Source organism: Pedobacter sp. GW456-11-11-14-TSB4, from assembly GCF_059424425.1.
In genome coordinates, this window is record NZ_JBWKZK010000002.1 from 124,208 (window position 1) to 150,619 (window position 26,412).

Below are 26,412 nucleotides of genomic sequence, written 5' to 3' on the forward strand. Positions count from 1 at the left end.
AATGGAAGAAACTGTTGCAAAAAATACTTTTTTTGATAGAGATTTAAGTTGGCTATCTTTTAATGGTCGCGTATTAAACGAGGCTAGCAAAGCTGATGTTCCTTTATTGGAGAAGATTAAATTTCTTTCTATTTACTCTTCAAACCTCGATGAATTTTACCGAGTTCGGATGCCTGTTTTATTGGCTTTGGCTAAACTGAGCAGAAAGAAAAAAAATCACATTAAAATTGAGGAGGATTTATTAGACAATGCAAATGGAATAATCCACGAGCAGCAAAGTGAATATGGTAGAATTTTGGCAGAGATCATAAAGCCTCAGTTGCTAGAAAACCACATCAACTTTGTTTATGGAGTTAAAATACCAAAATCGCTTGAGCAGGAAACAAGCATTTATTTTGTAAACCAAGTAATGGCATTTTTGCAGCCAGTTAACTTATCTGTTTCAAAATCATCTTTTTTTCCTAAAAACAATGAGCTGTATTTTGTGGTAAACTTGGTTAGGGATGATGTTTTAGAAACCATAATTTTAAATATTCCGACAAATAATCTGCCTCGTTTTTATCAGCTTACACATGGTGCTGAAAAATTTGTGTTGTTTTTGGATGATATTATCAAAAACAATCTTAATCTCATCTTTAAAAATGCTGAAATTAAAGGATGTTACAGTTTTAAAATTACGCGTACTGCCGAAATTGATTTAAAAGATGAATATGCGGGCGATTTAGCCAAACAGATAGAAAAACAATTAAGCAAACGAGATTTTGGTTTAGCTACCAGATTTTTATACCAGCCAGGTATACCAGAAGAAACACTACAATTATTGCAAGATAAATTAAACCTGCAAAATGCTAATTTGGTTGCTGGCGGTGGTTATCATAATTTAAAAGATTTGGCATCTTTTCCAATTGATATACCAGAACTGTCAAATGATAAATGGCCTAAAATAAATTACCCACCATATACCAAGGGCGAATCATTATATCAGCAAATCATTAAAAATGATATACTAATTAATCCACCATACCAATCTTACGATAGCGTTTTAAGGTTTTTTAACGAAGCCGCAATTGATGAAGATGTACAAGAAATTTACATCACGCTTTATCGCGTAGCCAGTGATTCAAGAATTGTAAATGCACTCATCAGCGCTGCTAAAAACGGCAAAAAAGTTTTTGTTTTGGTAGAGTTAAAAGCTCGTTTTGATGAAGCTAACAACATTAGATGGGCCAATAAAATGAAGGAAGCTGGGGTTGATATTATTTACAGTGTTACGGCTTTAAAGGTTCATGCTAAAATAGCCCTTGTAAAACGTAAAGCGGGTTTGAGAACAATTTATACAGGCCTGTTCTCTACAGGTAATTTCAACGAAACAACCGCCAATTTTTATACAGACCATGTTTTAATGACAGCCCACCAAGAAATGCTACGCGAAATGGAACTGTTATTTATGTTTTTGGCGAAAAGGGTAAAACCGAGCAATCCAAACCTTATCAATTTTCAATATCTTTTGGTTGCTCAATTTAATTTGCAACAACGCTTTATCGATTTAATTGATAGAGAAATGGAGCATGCAAAAAATGGTAAGCCAGCTTCTATCATTATCAAATTAAATAATCTCGAAGAAAAAGTATTAATCGCTAAGCTTTACGAAGCCTCTAACGCAGGTGTTAAAATAGAATTGATCATTAGAGGGATTTGTAGGTTGATGCCAGGGGTTAAAAATAGTAGCGAAAACATTTCCGTGAGAAGAATTGTTGACCGTTATTTAGAGCATGGTAGGATTTTTGTGTTTAACAATGCTGGCAACGAAGAAATTTTTATGGGTTCTGCAGATTGGATGAATAGAAATATTTACCGAAGAATAGAAGTCTGTTTCCCAGTATTAGCTACAAATATCAAGTATCAGATTAAGGAAATGCTACAAATTCAATTAGCAGATAATGCTAAAGCAGTATTTGTTAACGATCAGATGCAAAATATATCGATAGTAACAAAAGGTAAATCTCTACAATCTCAGTATGAAATTTACCAATTTTTAAAAGGAGAGAAGTATGAAAATAGAAATGAAAAAAACTGATACGCATAAATTAATATTTTTTGGGTTAATTATTTTATCTCTTTGTATTTTAAATATCTCATGTGTAGAGAAAAAAGACAGAGGAGAAACTAATCCGCCAGGATATGATTTGGCAAAACCAATAAAATACAACATGCCAGATATTTTACAAGAGGTTTCAGGCATTGCCTTCAATAAAGGTAAAAATGATTTTATTTATGCACAACAAGATGAAGATGGTAAGTTGTTTAAATTACCGTTGGGCTCTAAAGATGAAACAGCAACTAAGTTTGGTAAAAAAGGTGATTATGAAGATGTAGCTATTGTAAATGATTGGGCAATTTTACTAAAAAGTAATGGTTCCTTGTATTCGTTTCCACTGGCCGAAACCAAAAATACAGAAACTACTAATGTAAAAGCATTTGAAAAATTATTGCCAAAAGGTGAGTATGAAGGGATGTTTGCAGATGAAACTAACAATAAATTATATGTTTTGTGTAAAGCTTGCAAAGTTGATAAGGACACAAAAAATGCTTCGGGCTATATTTTTGATTTCCAGCCAAATGGATCTTTCAAAGCCGCGGGTAACTTTGTTGTGGATGCAAGTTCATTAGATCAGCTTACAGGAAAAAAGAAAGGTGCTTTTAACCCTTCTGCGTTGGCCATTCATCCAATTACAAAAGAATGGTTTATCGTGTCTTCGGTTAATAAATCTTTAATTATTGCTGACGCGAAATTTAAAATAAAAGGTGCTTACCATTTAAGTTCAAACGAATTTAACCAACCAGAAGGTATTGCTTTTGATAGTGCTGGTAATTTATACATTTCTAATGAAGGAAGTGAGACCACCAGTGGCAATGTTTTAAGGTTCGATTACCAAAAGACTAAATAATTTTAATCAATATCCCTATGTTAAAAAAGCTACTTTTTGCTTTTATTTTAATGTTTTCTACCTTTTTTGTTTTTGCACAAGACAAGGATGTAAAAGCTCGTGTAATTTTAATCGGCGATGCCGGAGAAATGAACGATGGACAATTTTCTGCTTTAAAAAATGCCGCAAAGCATGTAATAAAAGGCAAAACAACCACTGTTTATCTTGGCGACAATATTTATCCGGTAGGTATGGCCATACCTGGTTATGGCAACTTTGATGAAACCAGTAAAATTCTACAATCGCAGTTTAAGCCAATGAGGGATGCTGGCTCAGCGGTATATTTTGTACCAGGTAACCACGATTGGGACAAATCTGGGCCAAATGGTTTGGCTAAAATTAAAGCTCAAGGCGATTATTTAGCATCTTTTAACGATCCCTTGTTAAAATTAATCCCTTCCAATGGCTGCCCAGATCCTGTGGCAATAAAGCTTTCAGATAAATTAACACTCATCGCTTACGATAGCGAATGGTGGTTATTCCCTTACAATAAGGCTAATCCCGAGGCAGATTGTGATTGCCAAACAAAAGATGAAGTGATTTCGAGAATGGAAGACTTGATGGAGCAAAACAAAGACAAGATTATCATCCTAGCTTCGCACCATCCCTTTCAAAGTTATGGTTCACATGGAGGATATTTCACTTGGAGAAATCACCTTTTTCCATTAGCATCACTAAATAAAAATCTATACATCCCTTTGCCAGTTATAGGTTCAGTTTATCCGCTTTTGCGTTCAACTTTATTAAGTCCAGAAGATTTAAATCATCCAGCTTATAAAGATATGATGACGCAGGTAAACAAGGTTTTTGGAGATAAACCTAATGTAATTTATGCAGCTGGTCACGAGCATGGCTTACAACTTATAAAAGGCGCACAACTTCAAATAGTTAGTGGTTCTGGTGCCAAAATGAATCCAAATAAAAAAGGGAAGGGGTCGCTTTTCAATGATATGAGACAAGGTTATGTTATTGCAGATCAATTGCTTAATAATGATATGAAATATGATTATTATGTTTTTGCAGATACTGGAATTACTAAAGTTTACTCTTATACGCAAAAGTACAGAGAGCTGGCTCCGATTGTTAAAAACGATATGAAGCCAATTTTGGCAGACAGCATAACGATTAAAATTCATCCATCTTATGACAGCGTAGGTAAGTTTCACCGCTACTTATTTGGCGAAAATTACCGAAAAGATTATGCAATGGACACTAAAGTTCCGGTGCTTAGGTTATCTAAAATAAAAGGAGGTTTAAAGCCAACTCAGTTAGGTGGTGGTAATCAGTCTAAATCTTTAAGGCTCGAAGATAAAGATGGCAAGGAATGGGTTTTAAGGAGTGTTGAGAAATATCCTGAAGTTTTGTTGCCGCAAGGTTTAAGAGAAACTTTTGCTAAAGATATTTTAAAAGATAACATGTCTGCACAGCACCCATTTGGCGCATTAGTGGTGCCAACATTGGCCAAAGCTGCTAATGTTCCTCATACAACTCCAATTATTGGTTGGGTATCGCCCGATGTTAATTTAGGTGATTATAGTGGTATTTTTGCCAATACGCTTTGCTTGTTAGAAGAAAGAGAACCTATAGGCGATTCGGATAACACCACTAAAATGCTTAAAAAGTTAGATGAGGATAACGACAATACTTACGATGCTGGTATGTATTTGCGTGCAAGAGCATTAGATGTAATGATTGGTGATTGGGATAGACATGAAGACCAATGGAGATGGATGCCAGAGAAAACTGAAAAAGGTAAAAAATATTTAGCAGTTCCAAGAGATCGAGATCAGGTATTTTTTAGCTCGGATGGTAAAATTCAGCGTTTTACTCAAAGTTCATCTCTTTTGCCAATGATGCAAGGCTACGAAAGAGAAATTAAAAATATAGATTGGTATTTATGGGAAGGTAGAGCAATGAATAGCAGATTGCTATCTCAGTATACCGAAAAAGAATGGGACGCAGATGTAAAAGCTTTTTGTGATAAAATGACTGATGAGGTTTTTGAAAAAGCTTTGAAAAATCTTCCAGAGCCTAATTATACATTAAGACATGATCAATTTTTGGCTCGATTAAAAGAAAGAAGAGCATCATTACCTAAGTTAATGAACGACTTTTATCATTTCTTTAACAGAGTTGTTGATATTCAAGCAAGCGACAAACATGAGCGAGTATTGATTACGGATTCTGCTGGACAGCATTTAAAAGTTCAAATCAATAAGATTTCTAAAGAAGGTAATATTAAAGAAGAAACATTTAGTAGAAATTTTGATCCGGCTATAACCAAAGAAATTCGTTTATATACGAAAGATGGAAATGATAGTGTTTTCATTGACAACAAAACATCAAACATCAAGCTTAGAATTATAGCTGGTAGTGGAAAAAAATATTATGATTTGCCTAATGTCTCTCGACCAATACAGTTGTATGGAAGAAAAAATGGTAATTCTAAGTTTGAAGGTGAGGATGAAGGAATGTTGCGCAAAAAGATGTCGACAGACACTTCTAACGTATCTTTTTACAATAAAGATATGTATGGCAGATCATCTTTAAATCTGAGTTTTGGCTTAAACCGAGATGATGGTCTTTTAGCCGGATTAAATTACAAAATTACCAATCCCGGTTTTAGAAAATCGCCGTACGGTAATTCTCAATATTTTTCATTTCTACATTCGTTTTCATCATCAGCCTTTAGGTTTAATTACAAAGGCGATTGGTTAAAATTAATTGGTAAAGCAGATTTAATTTTAAAAGCAGATGTTAATGCGCCAGACAACACTCAAAACTTTTTTGGGGTTGGTAACGAAACGCCAAATGATCAACCAATTAGATATTACAGAGCAAGGTTTAATATTTATCAATTTGAATCATCATTAAGATGGCGTAGATCAAAATCTACATTTAGCGTTGGTACACAATTTCAACTCTACAATTTTGACAATGATGACAACATAGGTAGGATAACTACAAATTTGCCAGCATTAAATTCGTTTGACAGTTTAACAATTACCAGAGGTAAACTTTTTGGCGGTGTGGTGGTAAACTTCATCAACAACACTAGAGACAATGATTTGTTGCCAACTTTAGGCTCCTACGTAGATTTTAAATGGACTGCAACTGCAGGGTTAAGCGAATTTGCAAACTCATTTGGCCAATTTACCGGAAGTATATCGTTATATAAAAACTTAGATGGAAGAGCTAATTTTGTATTAGCTGATCGTTTTGGTGGTGGAATAACGGTAGGTAAACCTGCGTTTTATCAAAATCAATTTCTAGGCGGACAAGGAAATTTGTTAGGTTATCGTCAATTTCGCTTTGCAGGGCAACATAGTTTCTATAATAATGTAGAACTTAGAGCAAAATTAGGAGACTTTGTGAGCTATGTGCTTCCTGGTCAGGTGGGTTTAATGGGTTTTTATGATGTTGGTAGAGTTTGGAATAGCAACGAAAAATCTGATAAATGGCACCATGGAGTAGGAGGTGGTATATATTTTGCACCAGCTTCCTTAACTGTTTTTAGGTTTGTTATGGGACACTCTGTAGAAGGTTGGTATCCATACGTATCTATGAGTTTTAGATATTGATATTGTAAAAAAATGAACGCAAGTGTTGTAAAGATTAACGAGGGAGAATGTTTCAATTGTCAGGTAGAGTATACACTTTCCTTTAGGCCATTAATTGCTTATTTAAAAGGTAGGTTAGAAACTGAACAAACCTTAAAGGCAGAGTTTTACCGTTTTTTATTAGAAAAAATAGAACGAGAGGATGCCCTTAAAAACGACATCAATGTTGATGATCTTGCCAAATATAAAGATACATTAGAACTCATCTTTACCATTTTAACGCCTTTAATGGCAAATGAAAAAGAGCTGTTTTGGGCGATGAGCACACCAGTTCCTGAATTTATCTTTTTTAGCACCGATAGTTTTCATGAGTTTTTTGGCGTACACAAAGAAGAAAAAAATAAAAATACCTTATTAGAAGATTCTAAAGAGAAAAAGCAGATTCAGTTTATTTATAAAATGATTTTGCGTAGGTTTTATAATTATACTACAATTTCGAATAACGAAATTTTATATGCTTACACAAATCCCGAAACGCATTTAACGAGCTATTATAATATTATTCCTGATACTCAATTTGTTGATATACAATTTGATGGAGAGCTGCCAGAATTAAACTTTGAATTGGTTGCAACCCAAATGCAAGAAGGCAAAGAAATTGAGCTTTTGCAAGAACTTTTGCCTTTGCACAAATTTAAGTTCGATGGTTTTTGTGTAATTACACTTACAGATGTAACCTTACAACATGCTTTAGATGGTATTAGAGATGCATTAGTTAACCATACCTACGAAGCCGAAGCCTATCAACATGTTATTCAAGCTTTAAAAACTTTAGCGGGTAACGGGCATATCGAATTTGGTCTGCTACCTTTTTTAATGGTAAACAATAAATTTGTTTTTGATAATGATCATCATTCTCAAAGTATCTTAATAGACTCTGCTAAAAAATACAATATTGAGGAAGAAACATTCTTTAATCTAGTAAATGAATACATAGAAAATCCTCGTCCTGTATTTTTTAACAATTTAACAGATGAGAAGATCGATAACTTTCCATTCTTAGATATTTTAAGAAAAAATGGAGTAGAGTCTTATTCATTTCTACCTATCTTTTATAACAACCAGTTAGCTGGGATAATGGAAATTTATTCTGAGCAAAAATTAATCGTTGATGATAAATTATTATCGAGATTTCATTCGGCTTTGCCATTGTTAGGGCAATTATTGCAATATAGAATTGAAGATTTTAACGCTAAAATGGATAGTGTTTTAAAAGATAAGTTTACTGCTTTACAGCCATCAGTACAATGGAAATTTAACCAAGTAGTTTGGGATTACCTGAAGAAAAGCAAAAACAAAAAGAAAACACATGAAATTGATACGGTTACATTTAAAGGATTGTACCCATTATTTGGAGCGATAGATATAAAAAGTTCTACCGTAGAGCGAAATTATGCCTTGCAAGAAGACCTAAAAGTATTGCTGGCTTTGCTTTGCGAAACGTTAGAAAACTTAAGAACCATCATTAGGTTAGATTTATTAGATAAAATTTTGTTTAACTGCAAAGATTGGGTAAAGCGAGTTGATGATTTTATCAATTCTAGCGAAGAGGCACAATTGAATGAGTTTTTAGAGTTAGAAGTTTATCCAATGCTTAGGCATATCGAAAAAGGTAATCCGCTAACTAGTGATGTAATTTCTAAATATTTTAATCAAATCAACTCTGAAGTTGGCATAGCTTACGAAAATAGGAGAACTCTTGAAACTTCTATGCAATTTATAAATACTTCGGTAAGTGAATATTTAGAAGATGCGCAACAAACCTTGCAACAAACTTATCCTTGTTATTTTGCTAAGTTTAGAACCGATGGTGTAGAATATGATATTTACATAGGACAAGACATCGCACCAGATGTGCCATTCGACTTGTTATATTTAAAAAATATTCGCTTATGGCAACTAACTGCTATGGTAGAAGTTGCTCGTTTAACCAATGGGTTGGTAAGTCAAATGCCTCGTCCTTTACTTACAACACAGTTGATTTTTATCCACTCTAATCCGATAGATATTAGCTTTAGAAACGATGAACGTAGATTTGATGTTGAAGGGGCTTATAATATTAGATATGAAGTTGTGAAAAAACGAATTGATAAAGTATTGGTTAGCGGTACCGACCAACGTTTAACTCAACCTGGTAAAATTGCGCTGGTTTATTTTAACAATTACGAGGCAAACGAATATAGAGAGTACATCAAGTACCTTCAAGATCAAGGATTTTTATTAGATGATTTAGAAACCCTAGAGTTAGAAGAACTACAAGGCGTTAGCGGTTTAAAAGCATTACGTGTAGGGGTTAACTACATGTCGTGTGATTTTTATGATGAGCAATGGGCAAAACTTAAAAAATCGATAGGTGATAAACCTTTACCAAAATTAAATAAAGCTTAATCTACTTTTTTAATGAACTAAGCTTGCGGTATATTTACTTCAAAGGTTGTCCCTTGGCCTTCTATTGAAGTAATTTCCATTTTACCGTTTAATCCATTAATTAAATGTTTAATCATTTTTAAACCAAATCCGTAGCCTTTTTCTCCCTCAGTGCCCACACTAGAATTTGTAGAGCCAGTTAAGATATTGGCGATGGTTTCATCGCTAATGCCAGTTCCAGTATCAGTTACTAGAATGTTTAAATTTAATTTATCATCAATTTGTGTTAAATCTAAATTTACAATAACATCACCATTTTGATTGGTAAATTTCAATGCATTAGATATTAAATTGCCCACTATTTGCAATACCTTATTTTTAGCACATGGAATAGATTTTTGCTGTTCGTTTATGTTTACAACAAAGTTGATATCTTTTACCTTTGCTTGCGGAGTATAAAGTTTAAGCAGTTTTTCTTTTAAGATCAATAAATTAAAATCATCTTCATTGTTAGGTTTGCTAATTCTTTTTTCTGATAAAATTTCGTCTGCCAAATCTAAAACAGATCTTCCACTTCTGTGTATTAAGTTTACCAAATCTAAAATATCATTAAGCTTGTTTTCTGCTGCCTGATCTTTTAATATTTCACTTAAGCCAATAATACCAGCAATTGGGCCTCTTATGTCATGCGCTACTTTTTTATTAGTTTCTTTGTCAGATCTAATCTTATTTTTTAGATCTTGAACCACCTTAATTGTACTTAATCTTGTAATAATTTCATTCGCAATAATCTTCAACATTTCTATCTTTTCTGGAGATAGTCTTTTTAAATTTTTATCTAAAACGCAAAGCGAACCGATGTTATGCCCAGAATTGGTTTTCAAAGGAACGCCAAAATAATATCTTAAATTAAGCGGATTATCTACATAAGATTTTGAATTAAAGCGAATATCCTTAGATAAATCTTGAACCTCAAAATGCTCATTTTCTAATATTGTGTATTGGCAAATGCTATCTTCTCTAGCCATTTGATCTACAGGTAAACCAAAGTTTGTAATAGACCATTGAGTATAACTATCAATCAAATTAACCAAAGAGATATCGGTACCAGATATTTTGGCAGCTAAGTGAGCAAGGTCTTTAAATGTACTTTCAAGGTTAGAATAGTCAATATCAAATTCATATAGATTTAATATTCTATCCATTTCATTTTCAGGAATTGGAGCTATGTAAGAAACAGGCATGATTGGTTTAAATATCAATTATCAGCTTATGCTAAAATAAATTAACGTAATTATTGCAACAATAGTTTCTTAACTTAAAAAACTGCATTTAAGAGATTGTTGCAGACTAATGAAATTTTAGTGCTCCCGACGAGATTCGAACTCATATCGATGGTACCGGAAACCATAATTCTATCCATTGAACTACGGGAGCAGTTTGCAAATATAGCTAAATAGCAGTTGATACAAGCTAAAGTACATAAATTCATCAAATTTGATAATCGAATAACTATTTCTTTATTTCTCTCTTTTTAAAACAATGCATGTTTTAATTGGCTTTTTAAAAAGAAAAAGCCACTTTTGCAAAACGATGTAAATACTAAATTTAATTATTTAAGCTTATGGAAGAACTGCTTGTAGATGAGGTTTTGGAATTGTTGGAAAACGATAGTGATAAGCAGTTAAAAGCGTACTTAAATGAATTAAATATTTCTGATGTAGAACATTTAATTGATGAATTGCCACAATATGCAGTAAAATTTATCGAAACGCTTTCTATTAAAAGAGCGGTAAATGTTTTTCGTATTCTCGATTTCCCTACCCAAGAGCGGATCATTAAAAAACTGCAAAGTAACAAGTTAACCGAAATTGTTAGGCAATTACCACCAGATGATAGAACGGCATTGTTGGGTGAGCTTAAAGGCGATGCGGTAAAAAAGCTATTGGTTTTACTGCCAGACAACGATAGGATAGAAGCTCTACACCTTTTAGGTTATAAGGAAGATAGTGTTGGCCGTATGATGACACCAGATTTTATAGCCGTAAAAATAGATTGGACGGTGAGCCGTGTGTTATCTCACATACGTAGGTATGGCAAAAATTCTGAAACCATTGACGTTGTTTATGTGGTTGATAAAGAAGGAGTTTTGTTGGATGATATAAGGATTAGAGAAATTTTATTGGCTGATCCAGATGTTAAAATTGGCGAATTAACAGACAATAGGTTAATCTCTTTAAAAGTAAATGATCCACAAGAAGAAGCAATTAATGTGTTTAAAATGAATAATCGGGTTGCTTTGCCGGTTATTGATGATCAAAATGTTTTACTCGGCATTGTTACCATTGATGATATTTTATGGATAGCTCACGAAGAATATTCTGAGGATATACAAAAAATGGGTGGTACGCAGGCTTTAGATGAGCCTTACCTAGATGTGCCCGTTTTTGAACTGTACAAAAAACGGGTAGTTTGGTTAATTGTACTGTTTTTTGGTGAGTTATTAACCATTGCAGCCATGTCTAATTTCGAGCATGAGATAGCAAAAGTGGTAATATTGGCTACATTTATCCCGCTAATTATTTCGAGTGGCGGTAATAGTGGCTCTCAAGCTGCAACGCTAATTATACAGGCGATGGCTTTAGGAGAAGTAACCATAAAAGACTGGTGGAATGTTTTGAAACGCGAAATTTTCTCAGGCATTTTTCTCGGCACCACACTCTGCTTGCTAAGTTTTAGCGTTATTTTAGTTTGGCATTTGGTAATGCCATCTTTTAGTACACATTACATTTTAATTGGTTTGGTGGTTGGCTGCTCGCTTGTAGGAGTGGTACTTTGGGGCACTTTAATGGGCTCTATGTTGCCGCTCTTGCTCAAAAAATTAGGTGCCGATCCGGCAGCTTCATCTACGCCTTTTGTAGCAACATTAGTAGATGTTACTGGTTTGCTAATTTATTTTTCATTTGCCATGTTGTTTTTAAAAGGCGTTTTGCTTTAGTAAGCGCTTCGTCATTTCGAACGAACTTTTCGTGAGGAGAAATCTCTTAATGCTTAGTCAATTTTTAGAAAAGCAGTTTCAGTAATGCTTAGGTTAATTCAGTCCCGCTGTATACTCCAATCTTTTTTGTGGTTTATGTTAGTCATCAGATGAATATAACCGGACTGCAAATATTCATCGGATGACTTCTATGGCAGAAGCAAAAAAGTATTTTCGTTACCATCGGGTTTAAGAATGAAAAAATTATGCTCCTATTTGGGTGTATACGTATTGCAACTGTTAATAGAATTACAAACAGCTGTTTTATAAACGGGATAGCAGCGCAAATCATTTTTTGTGTCACACTGAGCGTAGTCGAAGTGTACAAAAAATATTGAAGCGTAGAGCCCGTCTAACCTCAAAAAAAGCTTCTGTCGCTGCTTTTCAAATCATAAAAAAAGCTACCTCTAAACGAAGCAGCTTTAATTTTTTGCAATGACTTAAAGTCCCCTTTATGGGATTGAGGGGTTAAACGTTAAATCTAAAGTGCATAATATCACCATCTTCAACCACATAAGTTTTACCCTCTACGCCAAGTTTACCAGCTTCTTTACAAGCAGCTTCAGAACCTAGGGTTATAAAATCATTATATTTGATCACTTCTGCACGTATAAACCCTTTCTCAAAATCGGTATGGATAACACCAGCAGCTTGTGGTGCGGTAAAACCTTTGGTAATTGTCCAAGCTCTAACTTCTTGTACACCAGCGGTAAAGTAAGTATATAAATCTAACAAACGGTAAGCAGCTCTAATTAATTTATTTACACCAGATTCGGTTAAACCTAAATCTGCCAAAAACTCTTGGCGCTCTTCATAACTTTCCAATTCGGCAATTTCCGATTCAATTTTAGCAGAAATTACTAATACCTCTGCATTTTCATCAGCCACGCTTGCCTTAACTAAATCAACGTATTTATTGCCATTAATTACCGAAGCCTCATCAACATTACAAACATACATTACAGGTTTTTGAGTAAGTAAACCTAAATCCTCGATAAAATCGAAATCATCTTTTTCTACGTTTGCTGTGCGAATAGATTTACCAGTTTCTAAATGTGCCTTAAAAACAGAAAGAATATCAAAAGTTCTTTTGGCTTCTTTATCTGTTTTCGCCATTTTTTCAACCTTCTGGATACGTTTGGTTACTGTATCTAAATCTTTTAATTGTAATTCAGTATCAATTATTTCACGGTCGCGAATTGGATCAACTGAACCATCAACATGGATTACATTTCCGTCATCAAAGCAACGTAAAACGTGTATAATTGCGCTTGTTGCTCTAATGTTTCCTAAAAATTGGTTGCCTAAACCTTCGCCTTTAGATGCACCTTTTACTAAACCGGCTATATCTACAATTTCTATTGTATTTGGTTGTACTTTATTAGGTTTAACTAGTTCAGCAAGTTTTGTTAAACGATCATCTGGTACTGTAATAACACCAATATTTGGTTCTATAGTACAAAAAGGAAAGTTTGCAGCTTGTGCCTTTGCGTTAGATAAACAGTTAAATAAGGTTGATTTACCAACATTTGGTAAGCCAACTATACCACATTGTAATGCCATTTATATTTTTATTTACGATTTTATTAATGATTTAAAAGATTTTACTTTCGATTTAATCTTTTATTTATTTTTCAACTCACAACTCCCAACTCTTCAAAGGTCGCAAAGATATTAATTTTTAAGCCCTTTACATAGTAAATTATATATGTGTGCTATTAATTATGATTATATTTACCGAGTTGACAAGCAAAAGCCTAATATGGAAGAAAAAGAATTGATTGACATCGCACAGCCTGAGGTTAAATTGGTAGTTACCGAAGAAATGAGGAGCTACATTTATGAAATTGCAAAATGGGCCAGCTTTTTGGCTATTGTAGGTTTTGCATTTGCAGGCATCACTATTTTGAGTGCGTTTACCATTGGTGCTGCTATGAATAGTAACCCGCAATTGTTAGCTATGGCAAATACAATGGGAGCAGCAGCCGGTGTAGTTTTTACAGTTATGTTTTTAATTTTGGCGTTTGCGATATTTTACCCAAGTTTATTGATGTTTAAATATGCTACAAAAGCTAAAATTGGAGTTTTATATGGTGATCAGGCAAGTTTAGATGAAGCAATGAGCAAATTAAAGTCGCTCTTTAAATACTGGGGAATTATTACCATTATTTATTTGGGCTTATATGCTTTAATGATTATAGCGACATTAATGGGCAAAGCCGCGGGTTAAAATATTGGGCTTAAAAAAACTCCTAATTTTCATCAGGAGTTTTTTATGTTTAATTCTTAAAAAGAAAAATCATCGTTGTTTGATTTTGGCGTATATTCTGCGTTTTCAGAATATTCATAACGCTTTTCTACCACTTCTTGATGAGATTTAATATATTCTACTGTCTCAGTTAAGCCTTCGGTAAACTTTTCGAAATCTTCTTTGTATAAAAAGATTTTGTGTTTTACAAACACGCCATCTTCTAATCTTTTCTTGCTTTCTGTTAGGGTTAAGTAGTAATCGCCTGAACGTGTTGCTTTTACATCAAAAAAATAAGTACGCTTACCAGCTCTTACTTTCTTACTAAAAACTTCTTCTCTCTCTTTGTTGTCAAAATCTCCCATTGTTATGTCGTAGTATAAGTTTAAGGTTGGGGTAAATATAAAGCAATAATTATTAATTCAAAATAGATATTGCTATCTTTTCATTTTAGTTTAAATATTTTCGTTATCCAACAAAGCCTAATTTTCTAGATTTTCTTCTTCTAACAATTGGTTGTTGTACATTTCGGTATAAGCGCCACCTTTTTCAAGTAATTCATAATGTGTGCCTTGCTCAATAATTTCGCCACGGTCTAAAACCAGAATTTTATCGGCATTTTTAATGGTTGATATTCGGTGCGCAATTAAAATACTCGTTTTGCCTTTCATTATTTTACCTAAATTTCCTAAAATTTCTTCCTCGGTTTTGGTATCAACTGCCGATAGGCAATCGTCGAAAATTAAAATTTTAGGTTCTTTAATCAAGGCTCTTGCGATAGATACACGCTGTTTTTGTCCGCCAGATAAAGTAATACCTCTCTCACCAAGCATAGTTTCAAACTTTTGGTCAAAATCTATAATATTATGGTAAACGGCGGCATTTTTTGCTGCATCTTCTACTTGTCCTTCGCTAATTTCGCTTAAGCCAAAGGCGATGTTATTTTTTATCGTATCAGAAAAAAGGAAAACTTCTTGCGGTACAAAACCAATCTGATTACGGTAATTGTTTAGGTTAATATGGCGCAACTCCTTACCATCTATTTCAATTTTACCAGAGTCGGTGTCGTACATCCGCATAATTAAGTTAGCCAAAGTAGATTTACCCGAGCCTGTTCTGCCAATTACAGCTAAAAATTGCCCTTTTTCAATTTCAAAGCTTACGTTTTTTAAGGCTTCAATCCCGGTATCTGGATAAGTGAAACTCACATTTTTAAAACTAATATTGCCATTTATCGATGGTTTTTCAACATTGTTAGATGTAATATCTGGTTGCAGTTTTAAAAATTCATTGATCCTTTTTTGCGAAGCAGCAGCTCTTTGTATTAACGTAGTAACCCAACCTAGCATCGTTACCGGAAAAGTGAGCAAATTGATGTAAATGATGAATTCTGCAATATTACCTGCTGTAATTGTACCGGCAATAACTTGTTCGCCACCAATGTAGATGGTTAATATGGTACTTACGCCAACCAATAACAGCATAGCTGGATAAAAAAGCGCTTGTACTTTTACTAAACTCATCGAGTTTTTTTTGTACGAATTACTTTCTTCTTCAAAAACTTCTTGTGTTTGAGCTTCTCTAACATAAGATTTGATTACCCTAATACCCGAAAACCGCTCTTGTACAAAACTCGATAATCGAGATAATTGCTCTTGGATTTTCTCACTTTTTTGATTGATTAACGTATTTACATAATAAACTATAACTACTAAAATGGGTAATGGTAGCAAAGCATAAAAAGCCAATTTTACATTTACCGAAAACATAAAAAATATGGCAGTAAAAAATAAAATGGTGGTATTGGTGGTGTACATAATTGCCGGACCAACATACATTCTTACTCTGTTTACATCTTCAGTTGCCCTGTTCATTAAATCCCCAGTATTGTTGCGACGAAAAAAGCCTAGGCTTAATTTTTGGTAATGGGCATAAATTTCATTCTTCAAATCGAACTCAATATGGCGAGACATAAGAATAATAGTTTGCCTCATAAAAAACAAAAACAAACCTCTAATCATGTAAATGACTAAAATTAAAGCGCCAAAAAAGAAAAGGTTGGTGCTAAAGATGTTGTAAATAACTTCTTGCCTATCAAAACCATCAAAAAGTTGATAGATCGTAATATTTTCAGTGATCAAATTAAAGGCATGCCCAACAACTGGAGCTTGTAAGATTTGGAAAATAATAGAGATAATTACAAAAATTAGCCCAGGTATAATTCGCCATTTATATTTATAGAAGTATTTGTTTAAAAAAAATAGATGCTTCATGTTCGGTAAAGTTAGCCAAAAGAGTTTCTTTTTTTTATTTATCGCACAAAAACAATTCAAATAATGGTTTTTTTATCTTAATTTTGCGCTATCAATTCAACAATTTGGTATGTCTGGTAATAGTTCTGTAGTAACTTCTGTTTTAGACCAATTAAGTGCAAATGGCCACAAAAAAGTGGTTTTTTGTAATGATCCCGATACCGGATTAAAAGCGATTATTGCCATTCATGATACCACATTAGGTCCGGCTTTGGGCGGTACACGCATGTTTAACTACAATTCTGAGACCGAAGCTTTAGAAGATGTGTTGCGTTTATCAAAAGCAATGACTTACAAAGCTGCCATAACCGGCTTAAATTTAGGTGGTGGTAAAGCTGTAATCATTGGCGACTCTAGAAAAATCAAAACTGAAGCCTTAATGCGTAGTTATGGACGTTTCATTAAAAATCTTAATGGCGAGTTTATAACTGCAGAAGACATGGGTACCACCACGCGTGATATGGAGTACATCCGCATGGAAACTCAATATGTTACTGGTGTTCCTGAATCTATTGGTGGAGGTGGCAACCCTGCTCCTGTAACTGCAAAAGGTGTGTTTTTAGGGATTAAAGCCTGTGTAAAAGAAGCTTTTGGTACAGATATGCTAGCTGGAAAATCAGTAGTTGTGCAAGGAATTGGTAATGTTGGTGAAAACTTGGTCGAGTTGCTAAGACAAGAAAACGTTGAGGTTTATGTAAGCGATATAAACGAAGAACGTTTACATGAGGTTGCTCGTAAATACAAGGCAAAGCCAATAAGTGCCGATAAAATTTTTACCATTGGTGCCGATATTTATGCGCCATGCGCTTTAGGAGCTACATTAAATGATAAAACCATCAAAAACATGAAGTTCTCTATTATTGCTGGTTCTGCAAATAACCAATTGGCAGATGAGCAAGTACATGGACAGTTGTTGTTAGATAAAGGCATTTTATACGCACCAGATTATTTAATCAACGCAGGTGGATTAATCAATTGTTACTCTGAATTAACCGGTTTTGGTAAAAAACGTACCATGCAATTAACAGAAAATATTTACGAGGCAACTCGCGAAGTAATAAAATTATCAAAAACAGAAAATATACCAACAAATTTAGCAGCTAGTCGTATTGCAGAAAAAAGAATTAGCGACATTAAGAAAATCAAATCATCATATTAATAAACTATAAAGGTAAAATTTACCACTCGTTCTTACATTCATGTTAAACAGAAGGCACCTCAGAATTAAAGCTTTGCAAAATATTTATGCATGGCACATGACAGAAAAAAAAGATAGCGTAAGCAGTCAAAAAACTTTAATGCAAAGTATTGATAGTGTTTACGAAATGTACATTCGGATGCTTGCCTTATTGGTAGATGTTACGGAATACACGGCAAATGATGCCATTGAAAGAGCAAACAAACATTTGCCAACTGCCGAAGATTTAAATCCAAATCAGAAATTACTGCACAATAAATTTATTGAGGTATTAAAACTTAATCCAGAGTACTCGGCTTTAGTTAATAAATATCAGGTAAACTGGCATTCAGATCCAGAATTGGTAAAATCGATTTTTATCAAACTAAAAGAAACGAAAGAATACGCTGCTTACTTAGCAGAAGAAAATGAGGATTTAGAAAGTTCTAAAGAAATTATCAAGTTTATCTTCCGTAAGGTTTTGCTTAAAAATTTAAACATCCTTCAGGCATTTGAAGATAAATTTATCAATTGGCCAGTTGATAGGGAAGTGATGCAAGGCATGATTGCCAAAACATTAAAGAACTTTACCTCTGATGATCCCTTTAAAAACAAATTAACACCAATTAGCGCCGATTGGACAGAAGATAGTCGCTTTGTGAAAGATTTGTTTGCCTATACTTTAAAAAATGATAGTGCTTATCAGGATTTAATTGGCGAAAGAACTAAAAATTGGGAAGCTGAGCGTATTGCTTTAATGGATACCATTTTGATGAAAATGGCAATTTGCGAAATGATGAATTTTCCATCAATTCCTGTTAAGGTAACCATTAATGAGTATTTAGAACTATCAAAAGATTACAGTACACCGAAAAGTAATACATTTATAAATGGTATCTTAGATAAAATTTTAAACGATTTAAAAAGATCAAACAGTATTAAAAAATTAGGTAGAGGATTAATAGACGAATAACATGAGGAAATTAATTTTTATATTATTTGCAGCAGCTGTATTAACAGCTTGTAACCAAAGTAAAGCAGATAAATTGGTGGAAAAAGCTGAAGAAGCTGCTCCTACAGAATTGTCAGAAAATGCTCCTGTAGTGAAATTTGATAAAGAAATTTATGATTTTGGAGTAATTGAACAGGGTGAAAAAGTAACTTATGAATTTAAGTTTACCAATACAGGTAAATCTCCATTAATTATTACAGATGCAACAGCAACTTGTGGTTGTACTGTTCCAGATTTTCCAAAAAAGCCAGTTAAACCAGGTGAAAGTGGTATAATTAAAGTGGTTTTTGATAGTACTGGTAAGATGGGCATGCAAGATAAACAAGTTACTTTGGTTTCTAACGCTAACCCAACGCCAGAAAAATTACACTTAGTGGGAGAAATCAAAGAGAAAAAATAGTCTCATTATAGCTTTCACAAAAGGAAAGAAAATAACAAATTTAATCAATTTAACATTCCAACACCCCTTTAGGTTGGGGGTTTAATTTTTAACAAAAAACATAAATGACTACAACATTATTATTACAGGCAAAAGGTTTTGATTACAATACATTAATTATGATGGGAGCGATTATGGTCGTTTTCTATTTCTTTATGATCAGACCTCAAGTTAAAAAGGCAAAAGAGCATAAAAAACTTGTTGCAGAATTAGGTATTGGAGATAAAGTAATTACAACTGCTGGTATACATGGTAAAATTGTAGGTGCAAATGATACTACATTTTTAATTGAAGTAGAAGGTGGAACTAAAATCCGTTTTGATAAATCTGCTATATCTTTAGATGCTACCAAAGCTGCAGTAGCTCCTGCAACTCCAAAAGCTTAAATTCATTAGCTAAAATATAGGCCACTCTTCAGTAATTTCGGGAGAGTGGCTTTTTTTTGTAATTTTACCTTATGCCCTTTATAAAATTAACAAAAGTAGAACGTAAACGTTTCTTGGTATTTACCCTTTGCTTTTTTGGTGCATTGGCAGCTTGGTTATTTATGGCGCTTAACGGCAAATATAAATACACTGCCAAAACAGAGTTGATTTATAAAGATGAGCCTCAAAATAAAGCTTTTAAACCCTTGCAGCCAGATGTTGTAGACTTAACTGTTGAAGGTACAGGTTGGCAGTTGCTTTTTTCGAAGCTGAGGATCAATCCACAATCTATCACGGTAAGTTTAGAGAAGTTAAATCGTAAAAACTTTGTGTTATTTTCTGAGCAAATAGATCAAGTAAACAAACAGTTAGAAACTTCTCAAAAAATTATATCCATAAAACCAGATACCTTATATTTTGATTTTAGCAAACGTACCAATAAGCGTGTACCGATAAAGCTTACTTCGCAGCTAACATTTGCAAATCAATACGGTATTTCTAATCCTGTAATACTAAAACCTGCTTATGTAAATATATCTGGTCCGCAAGAAGAGCTAACTAAAATAGATGAATGGGCTACAGATACCTTAAAACTTTCTGATTTACAACAAACTACAAATACCAGGATTGCAATTAGAGAAAATTACAGCAATAACATTAGTATTTATCCAAGTAGTGTGGGGGTGGTTATACCAGTTGATGAATTTACCGAGAAAACCGTTGAGGTGCCTCTAAAAATTATAAATAACATCGACTATTATGATATCAAACTCTATCCTAAAAAAGTTCAGGTTACATTTTTAGTATCATTATCAAGCTACCAAGAGGTAAATGAAGATTTTATAGAAGCCGTTGTTGATATCAATGAGTGGAAAAAATTAAAACACAATAAACTTACGGTACAAATTAATCGCTTTCCTAATTATTGCAAATTGGTAAAGGTTTTTCCTGAAAAAATTAACTTTATCATCGAAAAATAATGCTGAAAATAGGAATAACTGGTGGTATTGGGAGTGGAAAAACAACCGTTTGTAAGGTTTTTGAAACTTTAGGAATTCCTGTTTTTTATGCAGACACAGTTGCAAAAGAAATCATGATTGCCGACCCAGTTTTAATTAAAGGTGTAAAAAACACTTTTGGATCTGAAAGTTATTTTAATGATGGTACTTTAAATAATAAACATATTGCAGCTATTGTTTTTAATAATGCTGACGAATTAGCAAAGTTAAATACATTAGTTCATCCAGCGGTTTTTAGAGCTTTCGAAACTTGGGAAAATCAAATTGCAACATCAGTACCTTATACTTTAAAAGAAGCTGCTTTATTGTTTGAAAGTGGTTCATATCAAATGTGTGATATCAATATTCTGGTAACATCGCCTTTAGAAGTAAAATTAGCTAGGGTTATGCAACGCGATAAGGTAAGTGAATCTCAGGTTTTAGCTAGAATGGATAAACAATTTAGCGATGATCAAAAAATGGCTATGGCTGATTATTTTATAGAAAATACCGAACAAAAATCTGTTATTGAGCAGGTTTTAACTTTACATCAGCAATTTTTAAATCGATAACAATCGGATTAGAAAGCTCAACCAAGCTTATGACAAATTCTAAAGAGATTATTCCAAATTTTATCGTTCAAACTAAAGTTGGACTTTTCTGTGAAATTGGTAACTTTTACCTCGATCCGAAAGAGCCAGTTATCGATGCGGTAATATCTCATGCACATGGTGATCATGCAATAGGAAATAATCAGCGTGTTTATTGTACAGAGGCAACCTCTGTTTTTATGAAACATCGATATAAAAAGTTTGCTGCAGGCGAATTTTTCATCAAAGCATATCATCAAATCTTCATTTTAAATGGGATAGAAATCTCTTTTATCCCGGCAGGACATATGTTGGGATCTGCCATGATTTTATTATATTATAAAGGAGTAAAATATCTTTACACGGGTGATTATAAGTTAGAGCAAGATAGCACCTGTGAACCCATTGAATTTACCGAAGCTGATGTGCTGATTACTGAAACTACTTTTGCTGATCCAGAAACAGAACATCCTGATGCTGTTAAAGAAATTGAAAAGCTCAATGAAGTTAGTAGCAATATCATGATTGGCGCATACGCATTAGGTAAAAGTCAGCGTTTAATTAGCATGATTAATCAACATTGCCCAACTAAACGTATACTGTTGCATCATAGTATTGTTCCTTTTGTTAAAATTTACGAACAACTTGGGGTAAATTTAGGCAAATACGAAGTTTATGATAGAAAGGTGATGAAAAACAACCAAACCGACATGATATATATCGTGCCACCAATGGTTTTTAACAGTTATTACAGAGCCGTAAATGTGGTAAGGGTTTTTGCCACAGGGTGGAAGAAGTTACAACAAAACAATCAAATTCAATTGTATATTTCTGATCATGTTGATTGGAAAGCAATCATAAAAACTATAGAAAATGTAAAGCCAACAGAAGTTTGGACAACACATGGAAATGGTACACAATTACAATCTTATTTTAAACTTAAACTGGTAGTTAAATTGCTCAACTAATGGTAGAGGGTGTTGATTATTATTTCAATGAACAGGGTCTAATGGTGTTTAAAGCCGCATACCACTTAAAAAGAGGTAGCTGCTGTAAGAACAAGTGTTTGCACTGTCCGTGGAATTTTGGGAAAACCGATAATCAACAATACCCAAAATCATCTATAAAGCAAGAAAAAACGAATGGTTCAACTACAGAAAGAAGTAAGAGCAGCGAAATTTGAAAATATTTTTCAGCAAGCATTAGTCAATGTAATATTCACTTATCACTGGAGTACACAAAACGTAAAGGAAGCATTATCTCCTTTTGATATTACGCAGCAACAATATAATGTTTTACGCATTTTAAGAGGTCAGTATCCTAGTCCGGCAACCGTAAATTTAATTAAAAATAGAATTTTGGATAAAATGAGCGATACTTCGCGTATTGTAGATCGTTTGATACAGAAAGGTTATGTAGAAAAATCTATAAATAATTACGATAAACGTGCTGTAGATATTATAATAGCTGATAAAGGATTGGCATTGCTGAAAAAAATGGATAAGGAAATTGATTTTTCTTCATTTATTGCACCAAATTTAACACAGCAAGAAGCAGAACAATTGAATATTTTATTAGATAAAATGAGGGGCTAAATTAATGGCTGTGCCCAGCTGCATAAAAGCCAATTAAAGCAACTCCAATACCTAAAAGGACAGCAACCATTTTACGTTTGTTAATTTTATGATCTGCACTTGATTCGAAGAGGATAGTGGTAGAGATATGTAGAAATATACCAATTACAATGCCCATAACTTTATTAAAGTATTGCTCCATACCTGTAATACTTCCATTGCTTAAACTTAAGCTAAAATAGTATCCAGCAGGTGCCATTATTGCAAAAATGATAATGTAAAGTATTACCTTGTTTGCTTTGATATGGTTTTGAACTAAAATGCTTGCCAATGCAAATGCCGCAGGAATATGGTGGAGTGAAATACCAAAAATTAATTCATTGTTTTGATCTTTAGCCAATGGCATTCCTTCTAAAAATGCGTGTAGGCACAAACTAGCCATAATACCCCATGGAAAACTATGGCTATGATGATGCTTGTGGATGTGACCATGTTCTACACCTTCAGAAAACTGCTCTAAAAATACTTGCAACAAAAAGCCAATCAAAATAAAAATGCCAATTTCTTTTTTATCCGTGCCGCTGTAAGCATCTGGTATAAGGTGTAAAACTGTTATGGCAAATAAATATGCACCACTAAACGATAGAATAAGTTTTAACAGTTGCGATTTATCGTTTTTTACCAAAAAGATAGATAACCCTCCAAAAAAAGCGCAAAAGAATAAAACAAGAAACTTCCAAATTTCCATTAGATGGCAGGTTTAATTTTGGTGTAAAGGAAAAAAGTAAAAAAACCAATGCAGGTGCCTAATAAGGCGCCAAACATTGTATCTATTGGGTAATGCACACCAACATATATCTGCGCAAAGCTAATGCTAAATGCCCAAAATAAAGCCAAAGGTAAAATTGGTTTCCACTGTTTATAAAAAAGGCAAATTAAAAACACGGCAATAGCAAAATGATTGGTAGCATGTGATGATGGAAAACTAAAACCACTTCCGCATGGTACACGCCTGATAATTTCATCAGCTAAATTAAAATTATTACAAGGTCTTATTCGCCCAATAAATGGTTTAATTAAACGAGATGCAATAAAATCGCCAATGGCAAATGTGGCTAAAATCATTGCAATCATATAGTAGCCTTGCTTTTTGTAGTTTTTGATACAAAAAACTACTATAAATAAATATAGCGGCGACCAAAAGAAACGGTTTCTGAGTAAAGGCATAAGCCAATCGAAAAATCCATTACTTAAACCGCGATGAATGCGAATAAACAATTCTACATCAAATTGCTGAATATCTGCCATTACGCTTTTTTACAAACCAATATTAAACGGTCAGATTTGATTTCATCAAAAGCATCTAAGTTATAGTTGCCAAATGTCTCGGTAATTGTTAATCCGCTTTTAGTCAGCATTCTTTCAAAATCTGCTAAAAAGAAAGCTTGCACACGTTCTTCAAACGCATAAGCTTTTAAACGATGCTCGAAATTAATGTGTTTGATGATTTTTCCTTCAGAAACAAATTTGTGCAAATGAAACTCAATGCCATCAATAGTTTTTGTTTCTTGGTTAGTTAGATTTTTAATTATTTTTTGAGTATTAAAATAATCAATTACCAAGGTTCCATCTGCTTTTAAACTTTTCCTAAAAGATTTTAAGGCATTAACATGATCTTTCTCAGTTTCAAAATAACCAAAACTGGTAAATAAGTTTAAGGCAATATCGTAATAATTGATATAGCCTAGTTTTCGCATATCATGCACATAAAAGTGCAAGTTCTTTTGCTCAAACTGCTGTGCATATTTAATGTTTTGCTCAGAAAGATCTATACCGGTAACATCGTAGCCTTTTTTGTTCAAATAAATTGAATGTCTGCCTCTGCCACAAGCAATATCTAAAATTTTACTATCACTTTTTGGGTGTAAATATGCAGATAGGTTATCTATCAACAACTCTGCCTCTTCATCGTTACGCTGACTGTAAAGGATATGGTAATAAGGAGAGTTAAACCAATACTGAAACCATTTTCGCTGCATACTGCTAATATGTTAACTTTTTGTGAGCAACAAATATAGCAAATTGAAGTTCAAGAGCTATAAAATTAATTTTTAGAGTTTTAAAATATGATTAAAATTATCTAGCGCTGTAGCAATTAATGCATTCCATTCTTAAAAATTTCTTATTTTTGAGAAAATTTATAAAACTTGACATTAATAAAATCTATTTCCGGAATTAGAGGTACCATTGGCGGAAAAGCTGGCGATGGTTTAACCCCAATTGATATTGTAAAATTTACAGCAGCATATGGCTCTTGGGTTGTAAATAAAACACAAAATAAAAAAATTGTTCTTGGTCGTGATGCCCGTATTTCGGGAGAAATGGTGAATAATTTAGTGATCGGCACCTTACAAGGTTTAGGCATAGAAGTGATAGATTTAGGTTTATCTACTACACCAACTGTTGAAATTGCTGTGCCGATGGAAAATGCAGGTGGTGGTATTATTTTAACTGCTAGTCATAACCCTAAACAATGGAACGCTTTGAAACTTTTAAATGAAAAAGGCGAGTTTATTAGCGATGCTGATGGTAAAGAAGTTTTAGAAATTGCAGAAAATGCTGAGTTCGCTTTTGCTGATGTAAATGATTTAGGAAAAGTTGTTGCAAATGATACTTATTTACAAAAACATATTGATGCAATTTTAGCCTTGCCTTTGGTTGATGTTGAAGCCATTAAAAAAGCAAATTTTAAAATTGCTATTGATTGCGTAAACTCTACAGGCGGTATTTTTGTGCCTGCCTTATTAAAAGCATTGGGTGTGAATACTGTGTATGAATTGTATTGTGAGCCAAATGGAGAGTTTCCACACAATCCAGAACCGTTGCCAGAAAACTTAACTGAAATTGCTAAAGTGGTACAAGCCAAAAGAGCAGATTTAGGTATTGTTGTTGATCCAGATGTTGATAGACTTTGTTTTGTTAATGAAGATGGAACTATGTTTGGCGAAGAGTATACTTTAGTAGCTGTGGCTGATTATATTCTAAAAAATAATCCAGGCAACGCAGTTTCTAATCTTTCATCAACACGAGCATTAAGAGATGTAACCGAAAAAGCAGGTGGCGAGTATAATGCTGCAGCAGTAGGAGAGGTAAATGTTGTAAACCAAATGAAAGCAACCAATGCTATTATTGGTGGCGAGGGTAATGGTGGTATCATTTACCCAGAGTTACATTACGGAAGAGATGCTTTAGTTGGCATTGCCTTGTTTTTAACTCATTTGGCAAAAGAAGGTATTACAATTTCTAGATTAAGAAGTACTTATCCTGCTTATCATATCTCCAAAAACAAAATTACGCTTACCCCAGAAATGGATATTGATGCGTTGTTAATTAAAGTTCAAGAGAAATATAAAAATGAGAAAACTAGCACCATCGACGGTTTAAAAATTGATTTTGCAAATGAGTGGGTTCACTTACGCAAATCGAATACCGAGCCAATCATACGTATTTATAGCGAAGCTGAAAATGAAACTATAGCTGAAAATTTAGCTAAAAAAATCATTTCAGACATTAAAGAAATACTTCAACTTAATTAATACGATTTTCGCAATCTGTGTAATCTTTTA

Annotated in this window: 23 protein-coding genes and 1 tRNA gene; 16 read left to right on the plus strand and 8 right to left on the minus strand. The window is 33.5% G+C overall.

Features of this window, described 5'->3' with window-relative positions; translation table 11 throughout:
- The first annotated feature begins 1 nt into the window (after window position 1).
- Genes ppk1 through AC07XU_RS07975 form a run of 4 tightly spaced genes read left to right on the plus strand, consistent with a single transcriptional unit; the run spans window position 2 to window position 8,995 of the window.
- Complete coding sequence (gene ppk1, locus AC07XU_RS07960) at window positions 2–2,077, plus strand: polyphosphate kinase 1 (RefSeq protein WP_494943109.1); 2,076 nt, start codon at window positions 2–4, stop codon at window positions 2,075–2,077.
- The gene (locus tag AC07XU_RS07965) at window positions 2,052–2,948 is read left to right on the plus strand and encodes an SdiA-regulated domain-containing protein (RefSeq protein WP_494943110.1); all 897 of its coding nucleotides are present in this window, start codon (window positions 2,052–2,054) and stop codon (window positions 2,946–2,948) included. The genes ppk1 and AC07XU_RS07965 overlap by 26 nt, the downstream gene beginning before the upstream one ends.
- A gap of 17 nt (window positions 2,949–2,965) precedes the next feature.
- Complete coding sequence (locus AC07XU_RS07970) at window positions 2,966–6,568, plus strand: BamA/TamA family outer membrane protein (RefSeq protein ID WP_494943111.1); 3,603 nt, start codon at window positions 2,966–2,968, stop codon at window positions 6,566–6,568.
- 12 nt (window positions 6,569–6,580) lie between these two features.
- Window positions 6,581–8,995: a hypothetical protein gene (locus tag AC07XU_RS07975; protein ID WP_494943112.1), complete on the plus strand. Its 2,415-nt coding sequence runs from the start codon at window positions 6,581–6,583 to the stop codon at window positions 8,993–8,995.
- A 17-nt stretch (window positions 8,996–9,012) separates the two neighbouring features.
- Here AC07XU_RS07975 and AC07XU_RS07980 read toward each other — a convergent pair whose 3' ends face one another.
- Both AC07XU_RS07980 and AC07XU_RS07985 read right to left on the minus strand, forming a co-directional pair.
- Window positions 9,013–10,218, minus strand: coding sequence for a GAF domain-containing sensor histidine kinase (locus AC07XU_RS07980; protein WP_494943113.1), 1,206 nt, complete (start codon window positions 10,216–10,218; stop codon window positions 9,013–9,015).
- 121 nt (window positions 10,219–10,339) lie between these two features.
- A tRNA-Arg gene (locus AC07XU_RS07985) sits at window positions 10,340–10,411 on the minus strand.
- A gap of 187 nt (window positions 10,412–10,598) precedes the next feature.
- On the opposite strand from AC07XU_RS07985, the gene mgtE reads away from it, so the two are divergent.
- A complete protein-coding gene (mgtE, locus tag AC07XU_RS07990; RefSeq protein ID WP_494943114.1) occupies window positions 10,599–11,972 on the plus strand; it encodes a magnesium transporter in 1,374 nt (457 codons plus the stop codon).
- Between the two features lie 507 nt (window positions 11,973–12,479).
- Here mgtE and ychF read toward each other — a convergent pair.
- Window positions 12,480–13,574, minus strand: a complete 1,095-nt coding sequence (ychF, locus tag AC07XU_RS07995) for a redox-regulated ATPase YchF (RefSeq protein ID WP_494943115.1) — start codon at window positions 13,572–13,574, stop codon at window positions 12,480–12,482.
- Between the two features lie 199 nt (window positions 13,575–13,773).
- Between ychF and AC07XU_RS08000 the strand changes: the two genes are divergently transcribed.
- Window positions 13,774–14,241, plus strand: coding sequence for a hypothetical protein (locus AC07XU_RS08000; protein ID WP_494943116.1), 468 nt, complete (start codon window positions 13,774–13,776; stop codon window positions 14,239–14,241).
- 56 nt (window positions 14,242–14,297) lie between these two features.
- Here AC07XU_RS08000 and AC07XU_RS08005 read toward each other — a convergent pair whose 3' ends face one another.
- Both AC07XU_RS08005 and AC07XU_RS08010 read right to left on the minus strand, forming a co-directional pair.
- Window positions 14,298–14,624 carry a DUF3276 family protein gene (locus tag AC07XU_RS08005; RefSeq protein WP_494943117.1) on the minus strand — a complete coding sequence of 109 codons (327 nt, stop codon included), beginning with the start codon at window positions 14,622–14,624 and terminating at the stop codon, window positions 14,298–14,300.
- Between the two features lie 117 nt (window positions 14,625–14,741).
- Complete coding sequence (locus AC07XU_RS08010; protein ID WP_494943118.1) at window positions 14,742–16,532, minus strand: ABC transporter ATP-binding protein; 1,791 nt, start codon at window positions 16,530–16,532, stop codon at window positions 14,742–14,744.
- A 109-nt stretch (window positions 16,533–16,641) separates the two neighbouring features.
- Here AC07XU_RS08010 and AC07XU_RS08015 point away from each other — a divergent pair, with 109 nt between their 5' ends.
- The 9 genes from AC07XU_RS08015 to AC07XU_RS08055 all read left to right on the plus strand — a co-directional run bounded on the left by AC07XU_RS08015 (window position 16,642) and on the right by AC07XU_RS08055 (window position 22,807).
- On the plus strand, window positions 16,642–17,730 hold the full coding sequence (locus tag AC07XU_RS08015; RefSeq protein ID WP_494943119.1) for a Glu/Leu/Phe/Val family dehydrogenase: 1,089 nt from the start codon (window positions 16,642–16,644) through the stop codon (window positions 17,728–17,730).
- 40 nt (window positions 17,731–17,770) lie between these two features.
- Window positions 17,771–18,721 (plus strand): transcription antitermination factor NusB, encoded by a 951-nt coding sequence (gene nusB / locus AC07XU_RS08020; RefSeq protein ID WP_494943120.1) that lies wholly within the window; start codon window positions 17,771–17,773, stop codon window positions 18,719–18,721.
- Window position 18,722: 1 nt separating this feature from the next.
- Entirely contained in the window at window positions 18,723–19,160 is a 438-nt protein-coding gene (locus AC07XU_RS08025) for a DUF1573 domain-containing protein (RefSeq protein WP_494943121.1), read from the plus strand.
- Between the two features lie 104 nt (window positions 19,161–19,264).
- Entirely contained in the window at window positions 19,265–19,585 is a 321-nt protein-coding gene (gene yajC / locus AC07XU_RS08030) for a preprotein translocase subunit YajC (protein ID WP_494943122.1), read from the plus strand.
- 71 nt (window positions 19,586–19,656) lie between these two features.
- Window positions 19,657–20,604, plus strand: a complete 948-nt coding sequence (locus AC07XU_RS08035) for a CdaR family protein (protein ID WP_494943123.1) — start codon at window positions 19,657–19,659, stop codon at window positions 20,602–20,604.
- Window positions 20,604–21,194 (plus strand): dephospho-CoA kinase, encoded by a 591-nt coding sequence (gene coaE / locus AC07XU_RS08040; RefSeq protein ID WP_494943124.1) that lies wholly within the window; start codon window positions 20,604–20,606, stop codon window positions 21,192–21,194. The genes AC07XU_RS08035 and coaE overlap by 1 nt, the downstream gene beginning before the upstream one ends.
- A gap of 29 nt (window positions 21,195–21,223) precedes the next feature.
- Window positions 21,224–22,180 (plus strand): exonuclease, encoded by a 957-nt coding sequence (locus AC07XU_RS08045; protein WP_494943125.1) that lies wholly within the window; start codon window positions 21,224–21,226, stop codon window positions 22,178–22,180.
- A gap of 41 nt (window positions 22,181–22,221) precedes the next feature.
- Window positions 22,222–22,395 (plus strand): DUF5522 domain-containing protein, encoded by a 174-nt coding sequence (locus AC07XU_RS08050; protein ID WP_494943799.1) that lies wholly within the window; start codon window positions 22,222–22,224, stop codon window positions 22,393–22,395.
- Window positions 22,355–22,807, plus strand: coding sequence for a MarR family winged helix-turn-helix transcriptional regulator (locus AC07XU_RS08055; RefSeq protein ID WP_494943126.1), 453 nt, complete (start codon window positions 22,355–22,357; stop codon window positions 22,805–22,807). Before AC07XU_RS08050 ends, AC07XU_RS08055 begins: the two co-directional genes overlap by 41 nt.
- Before the next feature lies 1 nt (window position 22,808).
- On the opposite strand, the gene AC07XU_RS08060 is transcribed toward AC07XU_RS08055, so the two are convergent.
- Genes AC07XU_RS08060 through AC07XU_RS08070 form a run of 3 tightly spaced genes read right to left on the minus strand, consistent with a single transcriptional unit; the run spans window position 22,809 to window position 24,825 of the window.
- Window positions 22,809–23,534: a ZIP family metal transporter gene (locus AC07XU_RS08060; protein WP_494943127.1), complete on the minus strand. Its 726-nt coding sequence runs from the start codon at window positions 23,532–23,534 to the stop codon at window positions 22,809–22,811.
- Window positions 23,534–24,094, minus strand: a complete 561-nt coding sequence (locus AC07XU_RS08065) for a phosphatase PAP2 family protein (RefSeq protein WP_494943128.1) — start codon at window positions 24,092–24,094, stop codon at window positions 23,534–23,536. The genes AC07XU_RS08060 and AC07XU_RS08065 overlap by 1 nt, the downstream gene beginning before the upstream one ends.
- Window positions 24,094–24,825, minus strand: coding sequence for a class I SAM-dependent methyltransferase (locus tag AC07XU_RS08070; protein WP_494943129.1), 732 nt, complete (start codon window positions 24,823–24,825; stop codon window positions 24,094–24,096). The genes AC07XU_RS08065 and AC07XU_RS08070 overlap by 1 nt, the downstream gene beginning before the upstream one ends.
- Before the next feature lie 168 nt (window positions 24,826–24,993).
- Here AC07XU_RS08070 and glmM point away from each other — a divergent pair, with 168 nt between their 5' ends.
- Window positions 24,994–26,382: a phosphoglucosamine mutase gene (glmM, locus tag AC07XU_RS08075; RefSeq protein WP_494943130.1), complete on the plus strand. Its 1,389-nt coding sequence runs from the start codon at window positions 24,994–24,996 to the stop codon at window positions 26,380–26,382.
- Window positions 26,383–26,412: the final 30 nt, after the last annotated feature.